Annotated in this window: 17 protein-coding genes, 2 tRNA genes, 3 rRNA genes and 1 pseudogene; 17 read left to right on the top strand and 6 right to left on the bottom strand. The window is 44.9% G+C overall.

What is annotated here, in order from left to right:
- The first annotated feature begins 1 nt into the window (after position 1).
- The 11 genes from proC to rrf all read left to right on the top strand — a co-directional run bounded on the left by proC (position 2) and on the right by rrf (position 11,744).
- Positions 2 to 805, top strand: a complete 804-nt coding sequence (proC, locus tag SGLY_RS10715; protein WP_013625307.1) for a pyrroline-5-carboxylate reductase — start codon at positions 2 to 4, stop codon at positions 803 to 805.
- Positions 798 to 1,913, top strand: coding sequence for a glutamate 5-kinase (gene proB / locus SGLY_RS10710; RefSeq protein WP_013625306.1), 1,116 nt, complete (start codon positions 798 to 800; stop codon positions 1,911 to 1,913). Before proC ends, proB begins: the two co-directional genes overlap by 8 nt.
- Before the next feature lie 69 nt (positions 1,914 to 1,982).
- Positions 1,983 to 3,239, top strand: a complete 1,257-nt coding sequence (locus tag SGLY_RS10705) for a glutamate-5-semialdehyde dehydrogenase (RefSeq protein WP_013625305.1) — start codon at positions 1,983 to 1,985, stop codon at positions 3,237 to 3,239.
- Positions 3,240 to 3,311: 72 nt separating this feature from the next.
- Entirely contained in the window at positions 3,312 to 4,106 is a 795-nt protein-coding gene (locus tag SGLY_RS10700; protein WP_013625304.1) for an ABC transporter permease, read from the top strand.
- The gene (locus SGLY_RS10695; RefSeq protein WP_013625303.1) at positions 4,091 to 4,855 is read left to right on the top strand and encodes an ABC transporter ATP-binding protein; all 765 of its coding nucleotides are present in this window, start codon (positions 4,091 to 4,093) and stop codon (positions 4,853 to 4,855) included. Before SGLY_RS10700 ends, SGLY_RS10695 begins: the two co-directional genes overlap by 16 nt.
- A 168-nt stretch (positions 4,856 to 5,023) precedes the next feature.
- Positions 5,024 to 6,013, top strand: coding sequence for an ABC transporter substrate-binding protein (locus tag SGLY_RS10690; RefSeq protein ID WP_013625302.1), 990 nt, complete (start codon positions 5,024 to 5,026; stop codon positions 6,011 to 6,013).
- 387 nt (positions 6,014 to 6,400) lie between these two features.
- Positions 6,401 to 7,966, top strand: a 16S ribosomal RNA gene (locus SGLY_RS10680).
- A gap of 136 nt (positions 7,967 to 8,102) precedes the next feature.
- Positions 8,103 to 8,179 (top strand) — tRNA-Ile (locus SGLY_RS10675).
- A gap of 17 nt (positions 8,180 to 8,196) precedes the next feature.
- A tRNA-Ala gene (locus tag SGLY_RS10670) sits at positions 8,197 to 8,272 on the top strand.
- A 216-nt stretch (positions 8,273 to 8,488) separates the two neighbouring features.
- Positions 8,489 to 11,528: ribosomal RNA gene (locus SGLY_RS10665) — 23S ribosomal RNA — on the top strand.
- Positions 11,529 to 11,639: 111 nt separating this feature from the next.
- Positions 11,640 to 11,744: ribosomal RNA gene (gene rrf, locus SGLY_RS10660) — 5S ribosomal RNA — on the top strand.
- The 16S, 23S and 5S rRNA genes sit together here with 2 tRNA genes alongside, the layout of an rRNA operon.
- A 131-nt stretch (positions 11,745 to 11,875) precedes the next feature.
- On the opposite strand, the gene SGLY_RS10655 is transcribed toward rrf, so the two are convergent.
- The 4 genes from SGLY_RS10655 to SGLY_RS10640 all read right to left on the bottom strand — a co-directional run bounded on the left by SGLY_RS10655 (position 11,876) and on the right by SGLY_RS10640 (position 14,346).
- Positions 11,876 to 12,328, bottom strand: coding sequence for a hypothetical protein (locus SGLY_RS10655; protein WP_148228126.1), 453 nt, complete (start codon positions 12,326 to 12,328; stop codon positions 11,876 to 11,878).
- Positions 12,329 to 12,339: 11 nt separating this feature from the next.
- Positions 12,340 to 12,780: a hypothetical protein gene (locus SGLY_RS10650; protein WP_013625300.1), complete on the bottom strand. Its 441-nt coding sequence runs from the start codon at positions 12,778 to 12,780 to the stop codon at positions 12,340 to 12,342.
- Between the two features lie 275 nt (positions 12,781 to 13,055).
- Complete coding sequence (locus SGLY_RS10645; RefSeq protein WP_013625299.1) at positions 13,056 to 13,799, bottom strand: DUF4367 domain-containing protein; 744 nt, start codon at positions 13,797 to 13,799, stop codon at positions 13,056 to 13,058.
- Positions 13,792 to 14,346: an RNA polymerase sigma factor gene (locus SGLY_RS10640; RefSeq protein WP_013625298.1), complete on the bottom strand. Its 555-nt coding sequence runs from the start codon at positions 14,344 to 14,346 to the stop codon at positions 13,792 to 13,794. Before SGLY_RS10640 ends, SGLY_RS10645 begins: the two co-directional genes overlap by 8 nt.
- Before the next feature lie 238 nt (positions 14,347 to 14,584).
- Here SGLY_RS10640 and SGLY_RS10635 point away from each other — a divergent pair, with 238 nt between their 5' ends.
- From SGLY_RS10635 to SGLY_RS17595, 3 genes and pseudogenes are all read left to right on the top strand, one after another.
- Positions 14,585 to 16,498, top strand: coding sequence for an RHS repeat-associated core domain-containing protein (locus tag SGLY_RS10635; RefSeq protein ID WP_013625297.1), 1,914 nt, complete (start codon positions 14,585 to 14,587; stop codon positions 16,496 to 16,498).
- 18 nt (positions 16,499 to 16,516) lie between these two features.
- Positions 16,517 to 16,906, top strand: a complete 390-nt coding sequence (locus SGLY_RS10630; RefSeq protein WP_013625296.1) for a hypothetical protein — start codon at positions 16,517 to 16,519, stop codon at positions 16,904 to 16,906.
- 70 nt (positions 16,907 to 16,976) lie between these two features.
- A pseudogene (locus SGLY_RS17595) lies at positions 16,977 to 17,195 on the top strand (RHS repeat-associated core domain-containing protein); the annotation flags it as partial.
- 125 nt (positions 17,196 to 17,320) lie between these two features.
- Here the strand turns inward: SGLY_RS17595 and SGLY_RS18160 are convergent.
- Positions 17,321 to 17,470, bottom strand: a complete 150-nt coding sequence (locus SGLY_RS18160) for a hypothetical protein (protein WP_013625295.1) — start codon at positions 17,468 to 17,470, stop codon at positions 17,321 to 17,323.
- A gap of 338 nt (positions 17,471 to 17,808) precedes the next feature.
- Here SGLY_RS18160 and SGLY_RS10625 point away from each other — a divergent pair, with 338 nt between their 5' ends.
- The gene (locus tag SGLY_RS10625; protein ID WP_041444782.1) at positions 17,809 to 18,687 is read left to right on the top strand and encodes a helix-turn-helix domain-containing protein; all 879 of its coding nucleotides are present in this window, start codon (positions 17,809 to 17,811) and stop codon (positions 18,685 to 18,687) included.
- Positions 18,688 to 18,879: 192 nt separating this feature from the next.
- Here SGLY_RS10625 and SGLY_RS10620 read toward each other — a convergent pair whose 3' ends face one another.
- Complete coding sequence (locus SGLY_RS10620; RefSeq protein ID WP_013625293.1) at positions 18,880 to 19,392, bottom strand: putative ABC transporter permease; 513 nt, start codon at positions 19,390 to 19,392, stop codon at positions 18,880 to 18,882.
- A gap of 389 nt (positions 19,393 to 19,781) precedes the next feature.
- Here SGLY_RS10620 and SGLY_RS10615 point away from each other — a divergent pair, with 389 nt between their 5' ends.
- Both SGLY_RS10615 and SGLY_RS10610 read left to right on the top strand, forming a co-directional pair.
- Positions 19,782 to 21,611 carry a MutS-related protein gene (locus SGLY_RS10615; protein ID WP_013625292.1) on the top strand — a complete coding sequence of 610 codons (1,830 nt, stop codon included), beginning with the start codon at positions 19,782 to 19,784 and terminating at the stop codon, positions 21,609 to 21,611.
- A gap of 208 nt (positions 21,612 to 21,819) precedes the next feature.
- Entirely contained in the window at positions 21,820 to 23,013 is a 1,194-nt protein-coding gene (locus SGLY_RS10610) for a helix-turn-helix domain-containing protein (RefSeq protein WP_148228124.1), read from the top strand.
- Positions 23,014 to 23,075 lie beyond the last annotated feature (62 nt).

The raw sequence follows: 23,075 nt of genomic DNA, 5'->3' as shown, positions 1-23,075 counted from the left end.
AGTGGAGAAGTTAGGCTTTATCGGCTGCGGCAACCTGGCCGGTTCGATCGTGAAAGGACTAAGGCAGAGCGGGAGCCCGGCAGTCATCAATCTTTTTGACTTATTTGAGGAAAAACCGCGGCAATTGGCTGAACAATACCAGGCCAAAGTCTGCACTCAGGCTGAGGTAATCCGTGATTCCGATGTGATTGTCCTGGCAATTAAACCAAAAGATATTCCGGCGCTGCTGGCCGCTTTGGGCAAGGATGATTTGGCTGGCAAGCTCTTGATTACGGTTGCGGCCGGGATTGGGTTAGAATACTATGAAAGAAAACTGCCCGGGACAGCTGTGGTCAGGGTCATGCCCAATACCTCCGCTGCCGTGCTGCATTCTGTTTCTGCTTTGGCCAGGGGCAAAAAGGTCAGCGAGAGTCAGGCCAAAAGTGCGGAAAAGGTTTTTTCCGCCTTGGGAAAGGTGTTATGGGTTAAGGATGAAGAAATCAATGCCGTCACCGCAGTCAGCGGCAGCGGACCGGCCTATTTTTATTTGCTGGCGGAATATATGGCCCAGGCCGGGGAAAAGCTGGGGTTGAGTAAGGAGCAGGCAACTCTGCTGGCCGTAGAAACGCTGGTCGGAGCCGGGAAAATGCTGGCCCAAACAGGCCGGGAGCCTGCCGAGCTCAGAAAAGCCGTGACATCCCCCAATGGAACCACCTCTGCCGCAATCTGCAGTTTTGAACAAGCGGGACTGGAGGGCATCGTTTGGCAGGCCCTGCAGGCTTGTCAAAAAAGGGCGGAAGAGATGGAGGAAGAATATAGTGAATAAGGCTCTCAAACGAGTCGTATTTAAAATAGGGAGCAGCAGCCTGACTTTCCCTCAGGGCGGGGTCAATGGCCCTGTAATGGAGAGATTGGCAGGTACGATCGCCGGTCTGGTCAAGGAGGGTTTGGAATGTGTACTGGTGACCTCAGGAGCAGTCGCCGCAGGGCTGGCCAAAATGAATTTGCGGAAAAAACCGAAGGATTTGGCGGGAAAGCAGGCCGCGGCGGCAGTAGGGCAGGGGGTGCTCATAGAAAAATACTCCTGTTTCTTTGAGCAATATGGTTTAACCTGCGCCCAGATCTTACTGTCCAGAATCGACCTGGTAGAATCGGCTCATTATAAGAATGCTAAAAATACCTTAGAAAAACTGCTCAAATACGGGATAGTGCCCATTGTCAATGAGAATGATACGGTTGTGGTTGAAGAGCTGTGCTTTGGGGATAATGACAGGCTCTCGGCAATGGTCGCGGGTCTGATCGATGCCGATTTGCTTATTCTTCTGACCGATGTTGACGGTCTGTATACCGCCAATCCGGTGAAAGATCCCACAGCTGAGCTGATCAAAACCGTAGAAAACATCCCGGAGGTGTTCGATCTTGCGGGAGGCTCGGGTTCGATGGCAGGAACCGGCGGGATGGTCACTAAGCTCAAAGCCGCTGAAATGGCCACTCGTTTTGGCATAGATGTTTTTTTTATGAACACCGCTTACCTGAATGAGGTCAATCAGTTTTTAAACGGGGAATTGCCCAGAGGTACATATTTCCCTCCCTGTGAGCATAAATTTGCCGGTAAAAAACGCTGGATAGCTTACGCCGGTCTCTCCATGGGAACAATCATGATTGATGACGGGGCGCAGGAAGCCCTGCTGCACGGAGGGAAAAGCCTGCTGGCTCCGGGAATAACGAAGATTGACGGTTATTGGGAAAGAAACGATCTGGTCAGGGTATTCAACCTGCGGGAAGAAGAAATCGCCAGAGGCCTCGTTGAGCTGAGCAGTGAAGAAGTCGCCCGGGTAATCGGCCTGCATTCTGATGAAATCGCCAGACTGATTCCGGATACCAAAGGCCGCGAGGTCATCCACAGGGACAAGATGACCGTCTTTGAGGATTGAGATGGGATATTGCGGAGAAACAAGAGCACAGAGGGATGAGAACGGATCAGAGAGGAAAGGGGTATAACCATGACGGACAGGATTGATGAAAGGCTGGTCGCGATCGGAGAAAGAGCGAAAGCGGCAGCCCGGAAGCTGGCATTTGCCGGGACGCAGGCCAAGAATCAGGCTTTATCCGCGATGGCGGAGGCTTTGCTGGCCCATAAGGAGAGAATACTGGAGGCCAATGCTCTCGATATTAAAGCGGCACAGGAAAAAGGGCTGCGCAGCAGTTTGGTTAACCGTTTGCTTTTGACGGAAAAAGCGATTGAGGGAATGAGCAATGCTCTTCAGGAAGTGGTCAATCTTCCTGATCCGGTCGGAGGCGGGGAATTCTGGACCAGGCCCAATGGGCTGCGAATCCAGAAATCAAGAGTGCCTTTAGGGGTGATTGCCATGATTTATGAGGCCCGCCCCAATGTGACGGTCGATGCTGCCGCACTCTGCTTAAAATCGGGGAACGCCTGCATTCTGCGGGGAGGATCGGAAGCGATCCAAAGCAACATCGTTCTGGCCGAAGTGATCAAAGAAGCCGCAGTCAGAGCCGGCATGCCTGAAGGCAGTATTCAGCTGGTCACCTTAACGGACAGAGAATATGTCCTGCAGCTGATGCAAATGAACAAATTTATCGATGTCATTATTCCCCGGGGCGGGGCGGGGTTGATCCAAAGTGTCCTTGAGAACTCCAGAATACCGGTGATCGAAACGGGAACCGGTCTCTGCCATGCTTTTGTTCACCACAAAGCCAATCTGGAGCAGGCGGTGGAAATCGTCTTTAACTCCAAGACCCAGAATCCCGGAGTGTGCAATTCTCTGGAAACCCTTCTTGTTGAGGAAGCGATTGCCGAAGACTTTCTGCCGCTGATCGGTGAGAGATTCCGCCGGTTCGGGGTTGAGATCAGGGGATGCGAAAAAACCACGGGGATATGGAGCGAGGCCGTCAGGGCAAAGCAGGAAGACTGGGGTACGGAATATCTCGATCTGGTGATCAGTGTCAAGGTGGTCAAGGACCTTGATGAAGCATTGGACCATATTTATCAGTACGGAACAAAACATTCGGAAACCATCATCACGGAAGACTATTCGGCGGCCCAAAGGTTCTTGAATGAAATCGATGCGGCGGCGGTGTATGTGAATGCCTCAACCAGATTTACGGACGGGAACCGGTTCGGGTTTGGGGCCGAGATTGGGATCAGCACGCAGAAGCTGCATGCCCGCGGTCCCATGGCGCTTCCGGAGCTGACGACAGTAAAGTATACGATATACGGAAACGGACAGATCGTATAAGTCCTGATCGGATGAAAGCAGAAGGGTTCCGGTTGTATTTTTTATGAGTAAGGTGTTTAAGGTTGATTTTTAATGGAGAAAAATATTGAGGCAGGCCCCTTAAAAAAAGGGGAAAAAAGAATAAAGGTAATGGTTAAAGGGGCAATGTTTCCATTGTTTTTGATTTTCGCGTGGGAAATAGCGGCCCGAAAGGGTTTGGTAGATAATTTTCTGGTCCCGTCTCCTTCAAAAATCTATGTGGCCGGCTGGTTGATGCTTGAAAATGGAACCCTGCTTGAACATCTCATGGCCAGTCTGGGCAGATTGGCTTATGGCTTCTGTCTGGCGGCAGTTCTCGCCGTACCGGCGGGCATTCTGATCGGCAAAACGAAAAGCTTTGCGCAATGGCTTAACCCGACATTGTCATTTCTTCAGCATATTCCTCCAATAGCCTGGATTCCCTTATTTATTCTTTGGCTGGGGATTGAGGAAGCGTCCAAAGTTGCGGTGATTACCTATGCCTCGTTTTTTCCGATTTTTTTGAATACGGTTTATGGGGTAAAAAGTGTTGATCCCAAATTAGTGGAAGTGGGAAGGGCCTTTATGCTTACGCCGGGACAAATGATTAAAAGAGTCTATATCCCTTCGGCAACCATGCCTATTTTTGTGGGCCTGCGTCTGGGCATGAGCAATTGCTGGCGGGCGCTGGTGGGGGCTGAACTGATTGCCGCATCGACAGGGATCGGAGCACTGATCACCCAGGCGCGTCAAAGCTCTCAGCCCGATATGATGTTTGTGGGGATTTTTACCATAGGGATTGCCGGGATAGTAATCGACGGAATCCTGTTAAAAACAGAAGCGGGTTTGATGCCATGGAAAAAAGTTTAGAAAAGATCCCCAATAGCGCTTCTCTCTTGCAAATCAACAATATTCATAAAACCTATGAAAGTAAGCGGGGGAAGGTTGAAGCGCTGAGAGGGATTCGTTTTGAATGCCAAACGAAGGAATTTACCGCGATCATTGGGCAAAGCGGCTGCGGAAAAACCACTTTGCTCAGGATCATAGCCGGACTGGAGCTGCCGACGGCGGGGGAGGTTGAGATCGAAGGCCGAAAAACAAGCGCCCCCGGATTTGACAGGGCTATGGTTTTTCAGGAGCCTAGGCTTTTCCCCTGGCTGACGGTCGAAAAAAATGTTTCTTTCGGTCTGAAGGATCATGCGCACTTGACAGGTGTTTCAGTGGAAAACATTCTGCGAATGGTCGGCCTGGAGCATGTGAAAAAAGCTTACCCGCATGAACTGTCCGGCGGAATGGCCCAAAGAGCGGCCATCGCCCGGGCCCTGGCTTTTCATCCCAAGGTATTGCTGATGGATGAGCCATTTTCAGCGTTGGATGCGCAAACCAGAGCAAAAATGCAGCATGAGCTTTTGGGGATCTGGAAGGAAACAAACAAGACAATCCTCTTTGTGACGCATGATATCGGAGAAGCTTTGCTTTTAAGCCAAAAGGTTCTGGTGATGACTCCCGCGCCGGGTCAGGTAAAGGAAATCATCCCAATCAATCTGCCTTATCCGAGAGATCCGGACAGCGGGGAATTGATCAGGCTGAAAAAATACCTCACTGAGCACATCAGATAAATGCCAGGGAAAGACTGACGATCAGCCAGGAGAGGAGAATTCTCCAAATTAATTTCGATCAGGCCATAAATTTTGCAGGGTATTCGCCAAATGGAGAGAATAACAATGAAAAGAATGATGATTCGCAATAAGATGCTGAATACATCGTTGATATCTGGAGGAGTACTTATGGGTAAATTAAAAAGATTAATGCTTCTTTTGGTCGGGCTGATGCTTTTGGTTTCTCCGGTGGGATGCAGTACAAACCAGGACAAGGCACCGGAAAAGCCGACAGTCGTCAATGTCTCCTACGCGACCAGGCCAATTAACGTTCCTTCGATTGCAGCGCTGGAGAAGAAAACCTTCGAAGAAGAGTTTGCGCAAGAAGGAATAACGATTAAGTGGGTGGAATTGGAGGGTCCGGCAACAACAGAAGCTTTAGCGGCAAAATCAATTGATATTGCCACCTCATTAAACTATGTTACCGGCTTAGTGACCAAATCCAACGGGAATGACATCAAGTTTATTTCCAAGTTTTCCAGCTTCCCCAAGGCAATCGGTTTGGTCGCCGGCACGGAAAGCGGGATCAGCGAGCTTGCGGACCTGAAAGGGAAAAAAATTGCCCTGCAAAAAAATACCATGCTGCATGAAATGTTGTTAAAAGCTTTGGCCAAGGCAAACCTGAAAGCCGAAGATGTGGAGATAGAGAGCCTGGCTTCACCGGAAGCGGCCAATGCGGTCATGCAGAAGCAGGTTGATGCGGCCATTATTCCTGATCCCCTATTGACAAGTGCCCTTGCTTCAAAGAAGGTTACCCTGATTACAACCGCTGAAGGACTGATCCCCGGGGAAACCTTTATTGCGGCCAGAACGGAGTTTGTCCAGAAATACCCTGAAGTAGTCAAAAAATTCCTGGAGCTGCATCAGCAAACGCTGACCTGGGTTTCAGCAAACCAGGAAGAAGCATTGAACCTGGCAGCAAAATTCAATAAATTGGACATTAAAATCGTTCAGGCTTTGTACCCAAAATATGATTTTGGGATCAAAATGGATGAATCGACGATCACCAATTTGAAACAATCGGCTGAGCTGCTTAAACAAAACCAAATGATCAAAGATGAAGTCGATACCACAGCTTTGGTGAATAATCTGGTTGATTCGCGTTATTTGCCCCAATAAGCTGATCGCCCTTTCGTGGCTCTGTTCTTGTATTCTTTAACAGGTCCCTGTATTGTTGAAGCCTTCTGCTTGATGTCACATTGCGGCAGAAGGCTTTTGATTTTCAAAGTGAAGCCGGAAAAAAAGATTATTTGTATTTTGGTGTTGACAGTATCTGTGCTCAATGATAATATAATAAAGCGCCTCAGGCCAGGGAGCCGAAAAAGCGGCGAAAGCAAGAGAACGCAAGGTCATTGAAAACTGAACAGCAAGGAAAAAGACAAACAAGAACTCGTCAAAAAAAGAGAAACAAAAGCTAAGCGAAAAAGTAGAGCGAATTGGATTCTCATAAAAAGAAGAGAACACAGGGAGCAATCCGGTGTTTAAATAGGAACGCAAGTTCCGATTTTTATGGAGAGTTTGATCCTGGCTCAGGACGAACGCTGGCGGCGTGCCTAACACATGCAAGTCGAACGGAGAATATTGAGGAAGCTTGCGAATTGATATTCTTAGTGGCGAACGGGTGAGTAACGCGTGGGTAACCTGTCCTCATGACCGGAATAACAGTTGGAAACGACTGCTAATGCCGGATAAGCTTTTGGTAAGGCATCTTACCGGAAGGAAAGCTGGCCTCTGAATATGCTAGTGCAAGAGGGTGGACCCGCGTCTGATTAGCTGGTTGGTAGAGTAAAAGCCTACCAAGGCGACGATCAGTAGCCGGCCTGAGAGGGTAAACGGCCACACTGGGACTGAGACACGGCCCAGACTCCTACGGGAGGCAGCAGTGGGGAATCTTCCGCAATGGACGAAAGTCTGACGGAGCAACGCCGCGTGTATGAAGAAGGCTTTCGGGTTGTAAAGTACTGTTGTCAGGGACGAACCGTATATGTGTAAATAATGCATATACCTGACGGTACCTGACGAGGAAGCCCCGGCTAACTACGTGCCAGCAGCCGCGGTAATACGTAGGGGGCGAGCGTTGTCCGGAATTATTGGGCGTAAAGGGCGCGTAGGCGGCTGTATAAGTCTGATGTGAAAGTGCGGAGCTTAACTCCGTAAAGCATTGGAAACTGTACGGCTTGAGGACAGGAGAGGAAAGTGGAATTCCACGTGTAGCGGTGAAATGCGTAGATATGTGGAGGAACACCAGTGGCGAAGGCGACTTTCTGGACTGTAACTGACGCTGAGGCGCGAAAGCGTGGGGAGCGAACAGGATTAGATACCCTGGTAGTCCACGCCGTAAACGATGAGTGCTAGGTGTAGAGGGTATCGACCCCTTCTGTGCCGCAGTTAACACAATAAGCACTCCGCCTGGGGAGTACGGCCGCAAGGTTGAAACTCAAAGGAATTGACGGGGGCCCGCACAAGCGGTGGAGCATGTGGTTTAATTCGACGCAACGCGAAGAACCTTACCAAGGCTTGACATCTACAGAATCCCGAAGAGATTCGGGAGTGCCTTTCGGGGAACTGTAAGACAGGTGGTGCATGGTTGTCGTCAGCTCGTGTCGTGAGATGTTGGGTTAAGTCCCGCAACGAGCGCAACCCCTATATTTAGTTACTAACAGGTAAAGCTGAGGACTCTAGATAGACTGCCGGTGACAAACCGGAGGAAGGTGGGGATGACGTCAAATCATCATGCCCCTTATGTCTTGGGCTACACACGTGCTACAATGGGCGGTACAGACGGAAGCGAAGCCGAGAGGTGGAGCAAATCCGAGAAAGCCGTTCGTAGTTCGGATTGATCTCTGCAACTCGAGATCATGAAGTCGGAATCGCTAGTAATCGCAGGTCAGCACACTGCGGTGAATACGTTCCCGGGCCTTGTACACACCGCCCGTCACACCACGAAAGTTTGCAACACCCGAAGCCGGTGAGGTAACCTAAGGGAGCCAGCCGTCGAAGGTGGGGCAGATGATTGGGGTGAAGTCGTAACAAGGTAGCCGTATCGGAAGGTGCGGCTGGATCACCTCCTTTCTAGGGAGAACCGGACTTTAAGTAGTCCACTTCCAGGTCGGTGCATAGGGGATGGGTGTAAGAGCCTTAACCCTAGAGCAAGACGAGTTTAAGTTTGTCCATTCCGCTGTTTAGTTTTGAGTGACCGTAAAAAAATGGGCTTGTAGCTCAGCTGGTTAGAGCGCACGCCTGATAAGCGTGAGGTCGGTGGTTCGAGTCCACCCAGGCCCACCATTTATCAACAAAGACGTGGGGGTATAGCTCAGCTGGGAGAGCACCTGCCTTGCAAGCAGGGGGTCAGCGGTTCGATCCCGCTTACCTCCACCAAAACAATAAACGGTCAATCAAAAAGGAAGTTAAATGCTAACGTCATCCATGACGCATTTAACCAGACACATCCATGTGTCTAGAGTTCTTTTAGGTCGTTCCCGGACATCCGTGTCCTACACGACACAAAGGGCATCCAGTTCTTTGAAAACTGCACAGAGAAAAAAGCGTAGGAAGAAGAATCTAACTGACTAATCCGTAAAAAGATTAGGAATAGGTCAAGATAGAAAGGGCATACGGTGGATGCCTAGGCGCTAAGAGTCGAAGAAGGGCGCGGTCAGCAGCGAAATGCCACGGAGAGCCGTAAGCAGGCGACGACCCGTGGGTACCCGAATGGGGCAACCCAACCGGAGTCATATCCGGTTATCACATAATGAATCCATAGTTATGTGAAGACAAGCCGGGGAACTGAAACATCTAAGTACCCGGAGGAAAAGAAAGAAAAATCGATTCCCTGAGTAGCGGCGAGCGAAAGGGGAAGAGCCCAAACCAGACTCTTCGGAGTGTGGGGTTGTAGGACTGCCAATAAAGAAGATAAACTTAGGCGAAGCGAACTGGAAAGTTCGGGCAAAGAAGGTAAAACCCCTGTAGGCGAAAAGTTTAGAATCGGAGGCAGGATCCTGAGTACCGCGGGGCACGAGGAATCCCGTGGGAAGCAGGGGGGACCACCCCCCAAGGCTAAATACTCCTTAGCGACCGATAGCGAACAAGTACCGTGAGGGAAAGGTGAAAAGCACCCCGGGAGGGGAGTGAAATAGAACCTGAAACCGTATGCTTACAAGCAGTCAAAGCACAAGCAATTGTGTGATGGCGTGCCTTTTGTAGAATGAACCGGCGAGTTGTGATATGCAGCGAGGTTAAGTATTAAAGATATGGAGCCGAAGCGAAAGCGAGTCTGAATAGGGCGTCGAGTTGCATGTTGCAGACCCGAAACCGTGTGATCTACCCATGGCCAGAGTGAAGGTGGGGTAAAACCCACTGGAGGCTCGAACCCACTGTCGTTGAAAAGGCAGGGGATGAGTTGTGGGTAGGGGTGAAATGCCAATCGAACACGGAAATAGCTGGTACTCCTCGAAATAGCTTTAGGGCTAGCCTCAATGAATGGTATCTGGGGGTAGAGCACTGAATAGGCTAGGGGCCTTATCGGTTACCGAACCTTATCAAACTGCGAATACCAGATATAAGAAATTGGGAGTCAGACTGTGGGGGCTAAGCTTCATAGTCAAAAGGGAAACAGCCCAGACCGACGGCTAAGGTCCCTAAGAGACGCTAAGTGGGAAAGGATGTGGAACCGCCCGGACAACCAGGATGTTGGCTCAGAAGCAGCCACCATTTAAAGAGTGCGTAATAGCTCACTGGTCGAGTGGTTCTGCGCCGAAAATGTAACGGGGCTCAAGCGTCACACCGAAGCCACGGCAAGGGATCGATTCATTAAGACTTCAGAAGAGAGAACGACATTAGAAATTTTGCCACAGAATAGAGAAAGAATAAGACAGAAGCAAAATTTCCAAATGGACTCAGGGAAAAAGCAAAGAGAGCTGAGGGTTTAATGAATCGATTCCTTGGGTAGAGGAGCATTGTCACAGCGTAGAAGTTGAACTGTAAAGTTTGGTGGAGCAGTGACAAGAGAGAATGCCGGTATGAGTATGCGAAAAGGAAGGTGAGAATCCTTCCCGCCGAAAATCCAAGGTTTCCTGGGGAAGGCTCGTCCGCCCAGGGTAAGTCGGGACCTAAGCTGAGGCCGAAAGGCGTAGGTGATGGACAATTGGTTGAAATTCCAATACCACCTTTGATTGTTTGAGCGATGGGGTGACACAGGAGGACAAAGCGAGCGTGTGACTGGTAGAGCACGTCCAAGCTGCAAGAGGGTGCTGCAGGCAAATCCGCAGTGCGAAACCTTGAGCAGTGATGGGGAGCGAAAAAAAGTAGCGAAGCGCAGAGTTCAAACTGTCAAGAAAAGCCTCTAGTGAGAGAGAAGGTGCCCGTACCGTAAACCGACACAGGTAGATGAGGAGAGAATCCTAAGGCGCGCGAGATAACCCTTGTTAAGGAACTCGGCAAAATGACCCCGTAACTTTGGGAGAAGGGGTGCTCTAGAAATAGAGCCGCAGAGAATCAGTCCAGGCGACTGTTTAACAAAAACACAGGTCCCTGCAAATCCGTAAGGAGAAGTATAGGGGCTGACGCCTGCCCGGTGCTGGAAGGTTAAGAGGAGATGTTAGCCGTAAGGCGAAGCATTGAATTGAAGCCCCAGTAAACGGCGGCCGTAACTATAACGGTCCTAAGGTAGCGAAATTCCTTGTCGGGTAAGTTCCGACCCGCACGAAAGGCGTAACGATCTGGACACTGTCTCAACAAGGGACTCGGCGAAATTGTAATACCCGTGAAGATGCGGGTTACCTGCGACAGGACAGAAAGACCCCATGGAGCTTTACTGTAGCTTGACATTGGATTTTGGTATAAAATGTACAGGATAGGTGGGAGGCAGAGAGCCGAGTACGCCAGTATTCGGGGAGCCGCCGGTGGGATACCACTCTTTTTGTACTGAAATTCTAACAAGTGTCCCTAAGCGGGACATTGGACATTGTCAGGCGGGCGGTTTGACTGGGGCGGTCGCCTCCTAAAGAGTAACGGAGGCGCCCAAAGGTTCCCTCAGCGCGGGTGGAAATCGCGCGAAGAGTGTAAAGGCAAAAGGGAGCTTAACAGAGAGACAAACAAGTCGAGCTGGTACGAAAGTAGGGCTTAGTGATCCGGTGGTACCGAGTGGAAGGGCCATCGCTCAACGGATAAAAGCTACCCTGGGGATAACAGGCTTATCTCCCCCAAGAGTTCACATCGACGGGGAGGTTTGGCACCTCGATGTCGGCTCATCACATCCTGGGGCTGTAGTAGGTCCCAAGGGTTGGGCTGTTCGCCCATTAAAGTGGTACGTGAGCTGGGTTCAGAACGTCGTGAGACAGTTCGGTCCCTATCCGTCGCAGGCGCAGGAAATTTGAGAGGATCTGTCCCTAGTACGAGAGGACCGGGATGGACGGATCACTGGTGTACCAGTTGTACCGCCAGGTGCATAGCTGGGTAGCTAAATCCGGATCGGATAAACGCTGAAAGCATCTAAGCGTGAAACCGGCCTTAAGATGAGATTTCCCATAGCGAAAGCTAGTAAGACCCCTGAAAGAAGATCAGGTAGATAGGCCGGAAGTGGAAGCACGGTGACGTGTGGAGCGGACCGGTACTAATCGGTCGAGGTCTTGACCTAAAGGAAGATAAAGAAACCTATGTAAAAAGCTCTGTGCAGTTTTGAAGGAACACAGCCAGGGATGGCAAAGGAATTTGAACATCCCGGATAAAGGCAAAGGCCTTCAAGTGATCTGGTGACAATACCGGAGGGGTACCACCCGTTCCCATCCCGAACACGGAAGTTAAGACCTCCAGGGGCGACGATACTTTACGGGAAAATAGCAGGTTGCCAGGTAAGATAAGAAGCATTCGTTTTGCGCGAATGCTTCTTTTAGTTATGGGTGTTATTAATCCAACAATATGCCATTTTTCATTAATATCTTTGGATAAAGATATTAATGAAAAATCTGTTTTTTAAAATGCCCATTATTTTGCCTCCTTAACGATATGATTGATTTTCACGGGTTCTGTTTCCGATATGTCAAATTTTGTTAGAGAGACAGTCCAATCAACATGCTTTATTGCTATGGAAGCCATATTGCTTCCTTCAAGAAAATATATTGGAATTTTATCACCAGGTACGAAAATCTTATCATCCGTCAACATAGCAAGGGCAGATGATAGTCTGGATCTTAAATCGGCACTTTCTTTGGTAACTTTATCATTAAACACATCGCGATGATAAAGAACCTTAACATTATTTATATTAATATCAAAAGTTTTTATAGCCAAGTCTTTGAGGGTTGTCTCTACTTCAATAAATTTGCTGCTTTTTTTGATGACATCATCAGAAAAAGCACTACTCTGAAATGTGATCAATAATACAATTGATAGGGCTAATACTCCTCCAATAGTTAAAAAATATCCCTTTTTATTCATTTGTTCGCCACTCATCTTGCCTTTTTAGAATCTTCACTAATTATAGAAGGTTCTCCATCTCCTGATATATCGTAGTTTGTCATTGTCATAGAGCCATCAGCATGCTTGACTGCTATTGAAACATTGTTACCTTCCAAGAAATAGACTGGGGTATAATCCCCTTCTTTTAACCCCCCATTTTTAATTAGTTCTGTAAAAGCAAACAATGTTTTATTTTTTATTTCGTTAGACACAACATTACTATCACCGCGTAAATCGCTCCTATAAAGTTGTTTGACTTTTGTTGTGTCAATATTAAAATTTTCGACAGCTAAATCTTTAATCGCAATTTCCCTATCTGAATGACTAGTCTTAGAATAAACATGATTAACATTCCCGAATAGCACAACAGCTAAGGATAATACAACCGCACCTATTGGAAGCGGTTTGAATAATCTCTTTTTATTCATCATTACACACCTTCATTTTTAAAGTTCTTCAAATCTTTTTAGTAAATGTTGCCGTCTAGTATCGTTTTTAGAAATAACTGTGTGAGTTTGCTGCGAATTACGGCTTGCTTCCCGGGGCAAGATTCCATGTTGATCCAATGATATACCATTTTCCATTCGTATCCTTGGATAAAGATATCCTTTTGGTCATAAATTAATCACCACCCTCCATTTAGCCTTTCATCCAAATAAACAAATAAGGGAGGCTTTTTGTTACACTTTTTCAGGAAAAATTTTCATTATTTTTTTACAATGCTTTCGGCCATTTTAATCATCTCTGCTTTATCTGCTTCTCCGATCAGAGAAAAGAGATATTCTTCCTTCCAGGCAATAGTGATAAATCCTGCTTTCTCAGCTAAAAGAGCATCCTTATTGTGTATTGAAGTATCTTGAACAGAAGCACCTTCCGTATCTATTCTTAAGTCTGTGTCGCCGGCTAAATACCGGATAAATTCAATGATTTGGCCTTGTTCATTGGTAAAGTAAATAGATTCCTTCATCTCACGTTTTTCTGTTCTATCGACTTTAAATCCATGCGGAACATAGGTAGGAGCATATCCATTCCAGTTCTGCGGTATTTGCTCCTTAATCTGTTCCGTTTGACCGTTATTCTTATTCTTTACTTCAATACTGGTATATTGACTCTGGATATTCATGATGATATTTAATGCTTTCACTCTCAAGGCTTCAACACTGGCCACGACTATTGTAAAACTTCCGATCAATACGAATAAGAAAATTACCGCTCTAGGCAATATCTTGATCGTCTTTTTCCTTATGTTCTTTAAAAGTTCTTTTCTGTTATGTCTGGCAATGAGCTTTTTCATTCTTCGTTCAAACTCAGATGGAAAGACAAAATCAGAACTCGCTTCAACCGGATACTCGGCCATTATATTATCAACATGACAGGCGGCAGCGTATTCGAAGAGCGCTTCCAGGATTTTTTCTTCTGCTTGGGGCTTCGCTAATTCACGTTCACTCACGATTTTTTCCCTCCTGCTCCCGAGATAATAAAGTGATCAAACTATGTCGTGCCCGGTGGAGCCGGGTTCTAAAATTTTCTGGTGTGATACTCAAAATTCGGCATACTTCACTATCTTCATAGTGATAAAAATATTTTAAAGAAAGAATATCGGCATAAGAGGGATGTAATTCTTTAATTTTTTCTACTACTATAGAAAACATTTCTTTATTCATTAGAATTTCTTCAATGCCCGGTCCTGAATCAGATATTTCTTCTCCCAGTTCTTCATAAGAAAAGCCCGATTTTTTTCTCCGGTTATACATATTGATGGAAACGTTTCTAACTATAATAATTAATAAAGCACCCATTTTATTACAGTCAGTTTGCATGATTTTTTCAAAATTATTTGAGATGTTGATAAAAGCTTCATGAACAGCATCCTGGGCCAAATATTCATCATCTAGAATTCTGTAAGCCACTTTATACATCGAAGAAGCTTGAGCTATGTATAATTCCTCAAGTTTTCCGCGCTTTTTTTCGTTTTTTATCGTAGCAAATATAAACACATTTTACGCCCGCTTTTCTGGATACAGAATAATTAGAGATAATTTGAGAAACTAAAATATTGCATTAAGTTAAAATGGTAACATATTTTTTTATTAGAATAATTTTACATTAAAGAAGCGAAAAATGAAACCCAGATCAACATGATGATGCCGGCAATATTCACATCAAAACGGATGGCATGGGAAAGACCGCCATTTAAACCGGGTAAAAACGAAAGAAGTTCCGGATATCGGGACGATGACGTTCCTATATGATAGCCTAGCCGATTTGCCTCAAGGTCAGGTGGCTGAGATCAGCACCGATCCTAAGAATAATGTAACAGCCAAAATCTCGGATCAGGCCGGACGAATTCTCAGTGTCACTTCCGGTGGACAGACAACGAACTATACTTATTATGACAATGGCAGCAAACATATGACGATCTATCCGGACGGTTTCAGCGAAGAATATGCCTACTATGATAATGGATGGCTCCGTACTCTGACCAACAAAAAAGCCGATCAAACGGTCATCGACGCTTATACCTATACCTATGATGCAGCCGGCAACATGATCTCCAAGACAGACGGCAAAGGCACCACAACGTATACCTATGATCCGCTCAACAGGCTGGAGACCGTCACTGAACCCAGCTCGAAAATAACCGGCTATACCTTTGATGGGGCGGGGAACAGGTTGACTCAAACGGAAACATATCAGGGCAGCACGATTCTCGATGTTTATACCTATAACACACAGAACAGGCTTACCGGACTGGTGACAGCTCTAAACGGGGTAACAGCCAAAACGGTCAGTTATGCCTATGATCATAACGGAAATCAACTCAATGTAAGCACCACTGCATATCAAAACGGCATTGCCGGGACAACCGAAACAATGACCAATACCTTTGACTCTTTAAACAGACTTATCGGAACCGGTATGCCTGACGGAACCAACGTGACCAACGCCTACAACGGCGAAGGGTTTAGAGTGCGGAAGGATGTCAACGGGCAAGTGGCGAAATATGTGTATGAGGGAGACAAGATCGTTCTGGAACTGGACGGGCTGGGCAATCAGATAGCCCGAAACCTCTACGGGACCAACCTCATCTCCCGCACAGTTCAGGGAACAACCCTTTACTACATGTACAATGGGCACGCAGATGTAACCGCACTGATAGATGCCACCGGAACGATACAGGCAACATACTACTATGATGCCTTTGGCAACATCCTGGAACAAATGGGAAATGTCAATAACAACATCACTTATTCCGGATACCAGTATGATAAAGAAACCGGAATGTATTACCTGCAATCCAGATACTATGATCCCATCATCGCGAGGTTCTTGAGCGAGGACAGTTATTGGGGAGATCAAAATGATCCGTTAAGTTTAAATCTCTATACGTATTGTCATAATGAACCGTTGATGTATTTTGATCCAAGCGGACGTTGGAAACAAACAATTGTAAACGGAAGAGTATATGAGACAGCCGAACCCGGGGATACCTTATGGAGCCTGGCTAATTACTACACGGGCTGGGGAGGTAATTGGAAAGAACTGAATTATTCCGGTGACCCTAATACCATGTCTGTAGGAACAAAAATAGATGTAACAAAGTACAGGCCGCAAAACGGTTCTTCAAGCTCGTCAACAGGAAGTTCAAATACTTCTTCAAAACCGTCGAATAATGTTAACTCTAACTCTAACTCTAACTCAAGCAGCAAAACAAATAGCAATTCGAGCGGCAAAACAAATAGCAGTACAAATAATAATTCCAGTAATTCAGGCAGTTCAGCAGGTCCTGGTGGAACGACCGCGGTGGGGTTAGGGACTATAACTAAGGAATTATTTAAAAATACCGTTACAGAATCAGTTAATGAAGCACTCGAACGTAAGATAAATGCATTGCCAAAAGCCTCAACCGTTGCGGATGTATTGAAAGTTACAAAACGCACAGTACCAGTTGTTTCTGTTGCAATAGATGTTATTGATGACTACCAGAGTTATCAAGGAAATAACTTTTATAAAGCGGCTGCGGTAGCTGTTGGGGCTGTGGTAGGAGGAGTAACTGCTGCATTAGGAGGATCACTTGTTACGGGTATTGTAGTCGGAACATTGGTAGGACTTACGGGGAACTATATAAAAAGAACATTTTTTAAATAATCGGAGGAGTACGATTATATGACATTTAGTTATTTACCCGCACCAGTTTATATAATTTTTGTGTTAATTTTAGGTGTTTTGTTAGTTTTTGAACTTTTGCACAAACCAAATAAGCATCATAACATAATAAGATACGGTCAATGGCTTTTAGTTCCAGGTATAATATTAGCTGCTTTTGCAAAATTCTTACAAACAGCTGAGCTTTTCAAATCATATTATCCTTGGTTAATTTTGCTTATAACAATAATAGCTTTTATTGCAGTTATTCTAATCATGATCGGTGCATATCTTGACTCAAAATCTGATCCTAAAAAGAGAAAAAAGGTGATTAGATTAATTTTCACATTAATAATTACACTATTAATCTTGGCGGCAATAATAATTCCGGAAGTTATTTCGCACGGGTAAGGTACTATTTTGAAATAAATAATCATTCACCGCCCTTTCTTTTTAATAAAGCTATTACTATGACGCCTTTGGCAACATCCTGGAACAAACGGGAAATGTCAATAACAACATCACTTATGCCGGATACCAGTATGATAAAGAAACCGGAATGTATTACCTGAAATCCAGATACAATGATCCCCTCATCGCGAGGTTCTTGAGCGAGGACAGTTATTTAATCTTATCATTATTAGCAATCATATTGGTATGCGGAGTAATAATTCTTCTAGAAATTATTCAAGGATGGTAAGGCCGCGCCGCAGTTGGGGCAAAGAACATCAAAGCCATTGAGTAATTCAATGGCTTTTTCTCTTGGAAGGTTCGTGTCCGTTTCCATAATGTAACCGCAGCATTTGTCCCGCCGTTTCCAACGAGTTATTTCTCTTTGCGCATCAAGCCAAATATGCCAACGGCCAAGCCTACCAACATAAAAAAAGCACCAATGTATGGAGCTTCACTTTGTCCCATGACAAGGATAACGCTACCGCCGACAAATAGCAATCCGCCAAAAACAACTTGCTTCATGTACTGGACCTCCATCATCATTTCTAAACAAATATTATACCCCAAAACCGTGAACAATTCTACAAAAATTTCCAAGCCCCGACGCGGCAATGGCCTACCGCGTTTGGGGCTTTTCACATAGATAAGAGCAATCCTAACCCCCTAAATTCAGGAGATTTTCACAATGGACAGCAATAAAATCATGGTTATACTGTCTTTACCGCTTTCAACGGGAAAGACGCAATCCCGCATAACCCAAACAATAATATGATCAAGTCTTGAATTAATAAGAAGGCAAGAATAATCAAATATGTAACAGGATTCCATGTTATAATGCTTAGCGTAAGGAAGTGAAGGTGGTGACGCACAGTCAGGAAATTCAGACTGCGATAAATTATATTGAGATGAATTTGTGCGAAAAATTGTCTTTAGATAAAATTGCGAATATCACTGGGTTTTCAAAGTTTTATTTTCACAGGACATTTCAAAGCGAAATCGGCATGCCAATATATGACTACATTAGAAAACGCAGACTCGCAAACGCCGCATCTCTCCTGCTTACCACTAACATTTCTATACTCGACATTGCCGTGAATTTCCGTTTCGAGTCGCAGGAGGCTTTTACAAGAGCTTTTAAAAGCGTTTATCAATTACCGCCAGGAAAATACAGGACAGCGATTAAGGATTTAATTACAGGGGGTGCCAATATGAATAATCAGACAGAAATCAAAGGATGGATGATAACAGGGACGGCCCCTGAAAAATATCAAGTAAGTATTGACCATAAAATTTATAACACAGGCACAAAATCTTCAACGATAAAATCCATTGCCGATGAATTTGGGATTGGGGAATACGCAACGATCATGCAGCAATTTAGCGCCAAAAAATTCTTGGACAAGAGAGTTCGTTTTTCCGGTTTCGTAAAAACTCAGGATGTCGCTGGCTGGTGTGGATTATGGATGAGGATAGATAGTGCTTTAAGCGTCGCCTTGAAACTGGATAATATGCAAAGTCGGCCAATTGTCGGAACAACGGAATGGAACCACTATTCCTGTGTATTGGATGTACCTGAAAATGCAGCCATTCTCAATATCGGAGTACTACTGACCGGCAAAGGGCAAGTGTGGCTGGATAACGTCAGCGTTCAGGAGGTAGACCGCAATGTACCGGCCACTGAATTTGATCCTCATGAGGTGTTTGCAGATTATCCCCAAAATCTATCTTTTGAAGAGTAGTTTAACGAAAAATCTCTATTAGAGATAATCAAAGGAGGGTGCTGTTTAAATATGAACAGTTACCCCCGCAGGTTCAATTCAACTGGTTCGATCAGAGCGGCCATCTCCCATTCTGGGAAGAACCCGATTTGTTTAATCGTTGTTTAGGAATGTTTGCTAAAAACATCATTTAAAATCGAAAAGGTACCTGCCCTAAAGATTTTCTTTAGGGTTCTTTGGTCGATGGAAAGAAAACCGGGTTTGGATTTCAGTATGGTCCAAGATAAGGTGTAGCTTTTCAAAGAGCAGTCCTCCGATGAACCAAACCGGTGCAAAACTCAAGGTGATTAAACCGTTTACGGCCAGAGGATCGGTATAACGCCACGGGTAGACCCCCAGGATGCTGATCAGGATGAGACCGCTCAGATATTCTATCCCCCAAATCATCATCAACCACAATAAACCACGTATTGGCCACCTCCAGCCTGTGATCCGATCATGTAAAGGTTCTAGAAAGACAGCACAGCCATAGATCAGAAACATCCAAAGATTAGTGAAACCCATCAGACGAAGGTCGCCTTCCATCAAGGAATTCAAACCGGTCCACATGATTTCGGTACACCAACCGATAAATCCATAGAATAAAAATCTTTTAATCATAGCATTAGTTTGTACTTTTATATATTTTTTTAATTCTAGTAAAATATGTTTATAAAGTATAATCATGTTAGAGTCTCTTGTGCTGTTTCTATCTTTTTCCAAATGACCCAGAGCAAGCGGTAAGTCAATTGTTTTCACTACTAAATTAGGTTAGCTTTTTAGTTATCTTCTAGACAGCTTGTCCAAAATTCGTCACCGGTGACGAATTTGGGACAAGCTGTCTAAAGTTCTCATAGGAACGGTATAGATCAGACGGAAAAGACAATAAATCGAAAGGAAAACAAAAAATAGTGTGGAATTCTTTAGAGATTGGATGCGTATTTGAGCAAAAAGGTAAAATGGCAAGGCAAGCTGTTAACATCAATCGCAGCAGTATCGATGATCAGCCTGCGGAAATCCGTATCGACAAATAAATTGATTAGATTGATTAGTCCGAAGAAAAGGGGAGGCTAGGAGTGCAAGAAAAGAAGAGACGAGTACGCCGGTATGCGGAGAACCAGGAGAAAAATGACAGAAATGAACAGACTTATAAACTCGCAGAAATTATCCTGGCCGGCTGTTGTTTGGCCTTAAGCTATTTCGGATATACCTTGGGACATACGGTAACCCATATGTATTATTATTTATGGGCGATCATACCACCTTTGGTGGCTGCCGGCTATTATTGTCACCGTAAGCTGGTGTTCAACCGTAAGCTTAAAACGTTAAGAGACAGGTGGGGGCGAAAAGATGACAGAACAAGGTTTTTCAATGATATAGAAAAACTATTCAAAATGCAGCGCCCATTGTATGAGAAAGAAAGGCAGTTTTATCTGGAAGATCAGACCTGGGATGATCTTGACATGCAGAAAATTTTCTTAACGTTGGATCGAACCCTGACTTCTCCGGGAGAACAGGTTTTATATCAGATGTTAAGAGTGCCGCTTTTTGAACAGAAGCGGATTGAGCAAAGAATAAATCTGATTAATGATTTCCAGCGGGAGAGGGAAGTAAGGGAAAAAATTCAGATTAGGCTCGATCGTTTAGGCAGGCAGGCTGGAGCATATATTACGACCTTGATTGGGGAAGATTTGCCTCCTCAGAGCCGGTACAGGATGCTATTTTCGGTGATGGGATTACTGGCCTTGCTGGTCATATTTCTGATTCCCAAAATCGGGATATTGGGGATTTTGGGAGTGTCTTGTATTAATGCTTTAATTTATTACCGTTTAAAAAAAGTAATTGAGGCTGAGCTTTATGCTATGGGGTATCTGGCCTCATTGTTAGGGACAGCCCAAAAGGTCGCCAGGATTGAAGATCAGGTAATGAAAAGGGAATACGGAGAAAAAATAGCTGGTGAATTGAAATTCTGCTCGAAAATGATGAAAAGAGCAGGTAAATTTGTTCCCGACACTACGGAGCTGGCAGTTAAAGCGATCTATGAATATGTCAATATTTATTTTTTAATTGACGTGCGCAATTTTTATGCGGTTAGGGATGAATTGAAGAAAAATCAGAAACATTTGAGAAACATCTATCTGCTTATCGGTGAGATTGATGCGCTGTTGTCCATTGCCTCATACCGGGAGAGTCTCAGTCAATATGCAGAACCGGTCTTTAATCATAACCTTGCGGATCAAGGCAAAGAATCGGCAACAATAGAAATGATTGACGCGGTTCATCCTCTTCTGCAAAAACCGGTTCCAAACTCTTTAAAAATTGAAAAGGCCGGAGTGATCCTTACCGGCTGCAATATGTCCGGAAAATCCACCTTTTTAAGAACCCTGGGGGTAAACGCCCTGTTTGCCCAGACGATAGGAACCTGTCTAGCCAAATCTTACCGGGGTCATTTTGTTCAGTTGATGACATCTATCAGTAAAGGAGATAATCTGGTCGGGGGTAAAAGTTTCTACCTGGCCGAAGCAGAGACTTTGATGAAAATAGTAAAAACAGCAGCAGAGGGTCAATTTCCTTGTTTATGTATTATCGATGAAATGTTCCGGGGAACGAATTCGCTTGAACGAATTAATGCCTCGGCAGAAATCTTAAATTATCTGGCCCATAATCATGCTCTGACAATAATAGCGACGCATGATTTCGAAATTACCGAAATTTTAGAAGGGGTATTTCAATGTTGTTATTTTACAGAAAAAATCAGCGAAAAGGAAATCTCTTTTGATTATAAAATAAAAGGAGGAAGCTCTAAGACCAAAAATGCAATCAAGATTATGAAGTACCTGGGGTATCCGCAAGAAATCATTGACAGAACCGAAAGCAGAGTTTCCAGAGTGTTAATAGATGAATAAAGACGGGCCGGTTTTACAAGTAAACCGGTGTTCGTATTGAGTCAAAATCTAATCCGCAAAAAGAAAACGATGAGTTGATCCATTCTAGCGTTGGCAGTCCAGAAACCGGAGCAAATCGCATACAATTTAGCTGAAATTGCGAAACATACGACATTCAGGTCTTCGTTTTCCCGTATATAATCTACCCATCACTGATCGGGAGGAAATCATGTTTAATTATATTTCGATTAAAGAAGCAGCCGGAAATTGGGATATTTCTGAACGCCGCATCCAAAGACTGTGTGATGAAAACCGTATTGATGGCGTTGTTCGCTTTGGACATTCATGGGCAATACCTGCAGACGCAGAAAAGCCCAGAGATGCGCGAGTAAAGAGACATAAAAATAAATCGGCAAGTTATTGTTCGGATAACCGTATAAAAACAGAACTGACCGGAAATGAAATGCGTGTACTATCGCAAAACGAGATTTGTACTGTATACTACATTGAAAATAAAACAGGTAACGGAGTGATTACATATTACAGCATCTTTCCGGGTGTTGAAGTCTATTACAATGATTTCCACATGTCTGATGGGTTTAAGCGCCAAAATATGTCGAATGCCGATATTATGGAAATTAATCACTGCCGCGAGGGTCGGGCTGAATGTGAGTTTAAGTCAGGCGGCTGTGAATATTTGGGCGAGGGAGATTTAACGATAAATATGGTGGCCTACCCGGGAGATTCCTTATGTTTTCCGCTTTCGCATTACCATGGAATTTCCATTGCTATCGATATTCCCAAGGCCTCCATAACCTTAAAAAAGCTGTTTGACACTTTAGGAAATGTCAAAATAGATTTTGAACGAATCCGAAAGAAAACCGCATCGGATACCGGCCGCTTCATTATGCGGGCGACAGATTCAATCCAACATATTTTTTCTGAGCTGTATAATGCGCCGGATGAAATGCGTGAGGGATATATTAAGCTCAAACTTGTGGAACTTTTTATGTTTTTAAGTTCTATTGATGAGACAAAAATAACTGAGAAAAGACAGTATTTTTACAAGCCTCAGGTGGATACCATAAAAGAGATGCGGAAATTCTTAATTGAACATCTGGAAAATCGTTATAAACTCGTTGAATTATCTAAAAAATTCTCTATCCCTATAACTTCTATGAAATTATGCTTTAAAGGGATCTATGGTGTTCCGATTCTTACCTATATGCGGGAGTACAGATTGCAGGCGGCTGCCGAAATGCTCAGAAATTCTTCATTAAGTATAGCTGAAATATCCGAAAAAATAGGCTACAAAAATCCGGCCAAGTTTTCGTCGGTTTTTCAAAAGGCAATGAAATTATCCCCTTCCGACTACAGAAGAAAATTTTGTCTTCAAGGGACTGAATCCGACTTTGGGGATTAACGTTTTTGTTCCACGTTATGCTATTGTACATATGGGGTATGGTTATTTCAGGTTAATGCACC

Source organism: Syntrophobotulus glycolicus DSM 8271 (assembly GCF_000190635.1).
In the GTDB taxonomy this organism is placed as follows: domain Bacteria; phylum Bacillota; class Desulfitobacteriia; order Desulfitobacteriales; family Syntrophobotulaceae; genus Syntrophobotulus; species Syntrophobotulus glycolicus.
This window is presented reverse-complemented; position numbering and strand designations above follow the sequence as displayed.

What these genes read in the sequence shown, in the direction of transcription:
- SGLY_RS10705 (WP_013625305.1), top strand. Translation starts at nt 1,983, where the DNA reads ATGACGGACAGGATTGATGAAAGGCTGGTCGCGATCGGAGAAAGAGCG.
- SGLY_RS10700 (WP_013625304.1), top strand. Translation starts at nt 3,312, where the DNA reads ATGGAGAAAAATATTGAGGCAGGCCCCTTAAAAAAAGGGGAAAAAAGA.
- SGLY_RS10695 (WP_013625303.1), top strand. Translation starts at nt 4,091, where the DNA reads ATGGAAAAAAGTTTAGAAAAGATCCCCAATAGCGCTTCTCTCTTGCAA.
- SGLY_RS10690 (WP_013625302.1), top strand. Translation starts at nt 5,024, where the DNA reads ATGGGTAAATTAAAAAGATTAATGCTTCTTTTGGTCGGGCTGATGCTT.
- SGLY_RS10655 (WP_148228126.1), bottom strand. Translation starts at nt 12,328, where the DNA reads ATGAATAAAAAGGGATATTTTTTAACTATTGGAGGAGTATTAGCCCTA.
- SGLY_RS10650 (WP_013625300.1), bottom strand. Translation starts at nt 12,780, where the DNA reads ATGATGAATAAAAAGAGATTATTCAAACCGCTTCCAATAGGTGCGGTT.
- SGLY_RS10635 (WP_013625297.1), top strand. Translation starts at nt 14,585, where the DNA reads ATGACGTTCCTATATGATAGCCTAGCCGATTTGCCTCAAGGTCAGGTG.
- SGLY_RS10630 (WP_013625296.1), top strand. Translation starts at nt 16,517, where the DNA reads ATGACATTTAGTTATTTACCCGCACCAGTTTATATAATTTTTGTGTTA.
- SGLY_RS18160 (WP_013625295.1), bottom strand. Translation starts at nt 17,470, where the DNA reads ATGAAGCAAGTTGTTTTTGGCGGATTGCTATTTGTCGGCGGTAGCGTT.
- SGLY_RS10620 (WP_013625293.1), bottom strand. Translation starts at nt 19,392, where the DNA reads ATGATTATACTTTATAAACATATTTTACTAGAATTAAAAAAATATATA.
- SGLY_RS10610 (WP_148228124.1), top strand. Translation starts at nt 21,820, where the DNA reads ATGTTTAATTATATTTCGATTAAAGAAGCAGCCGGAAATTGGGATATT.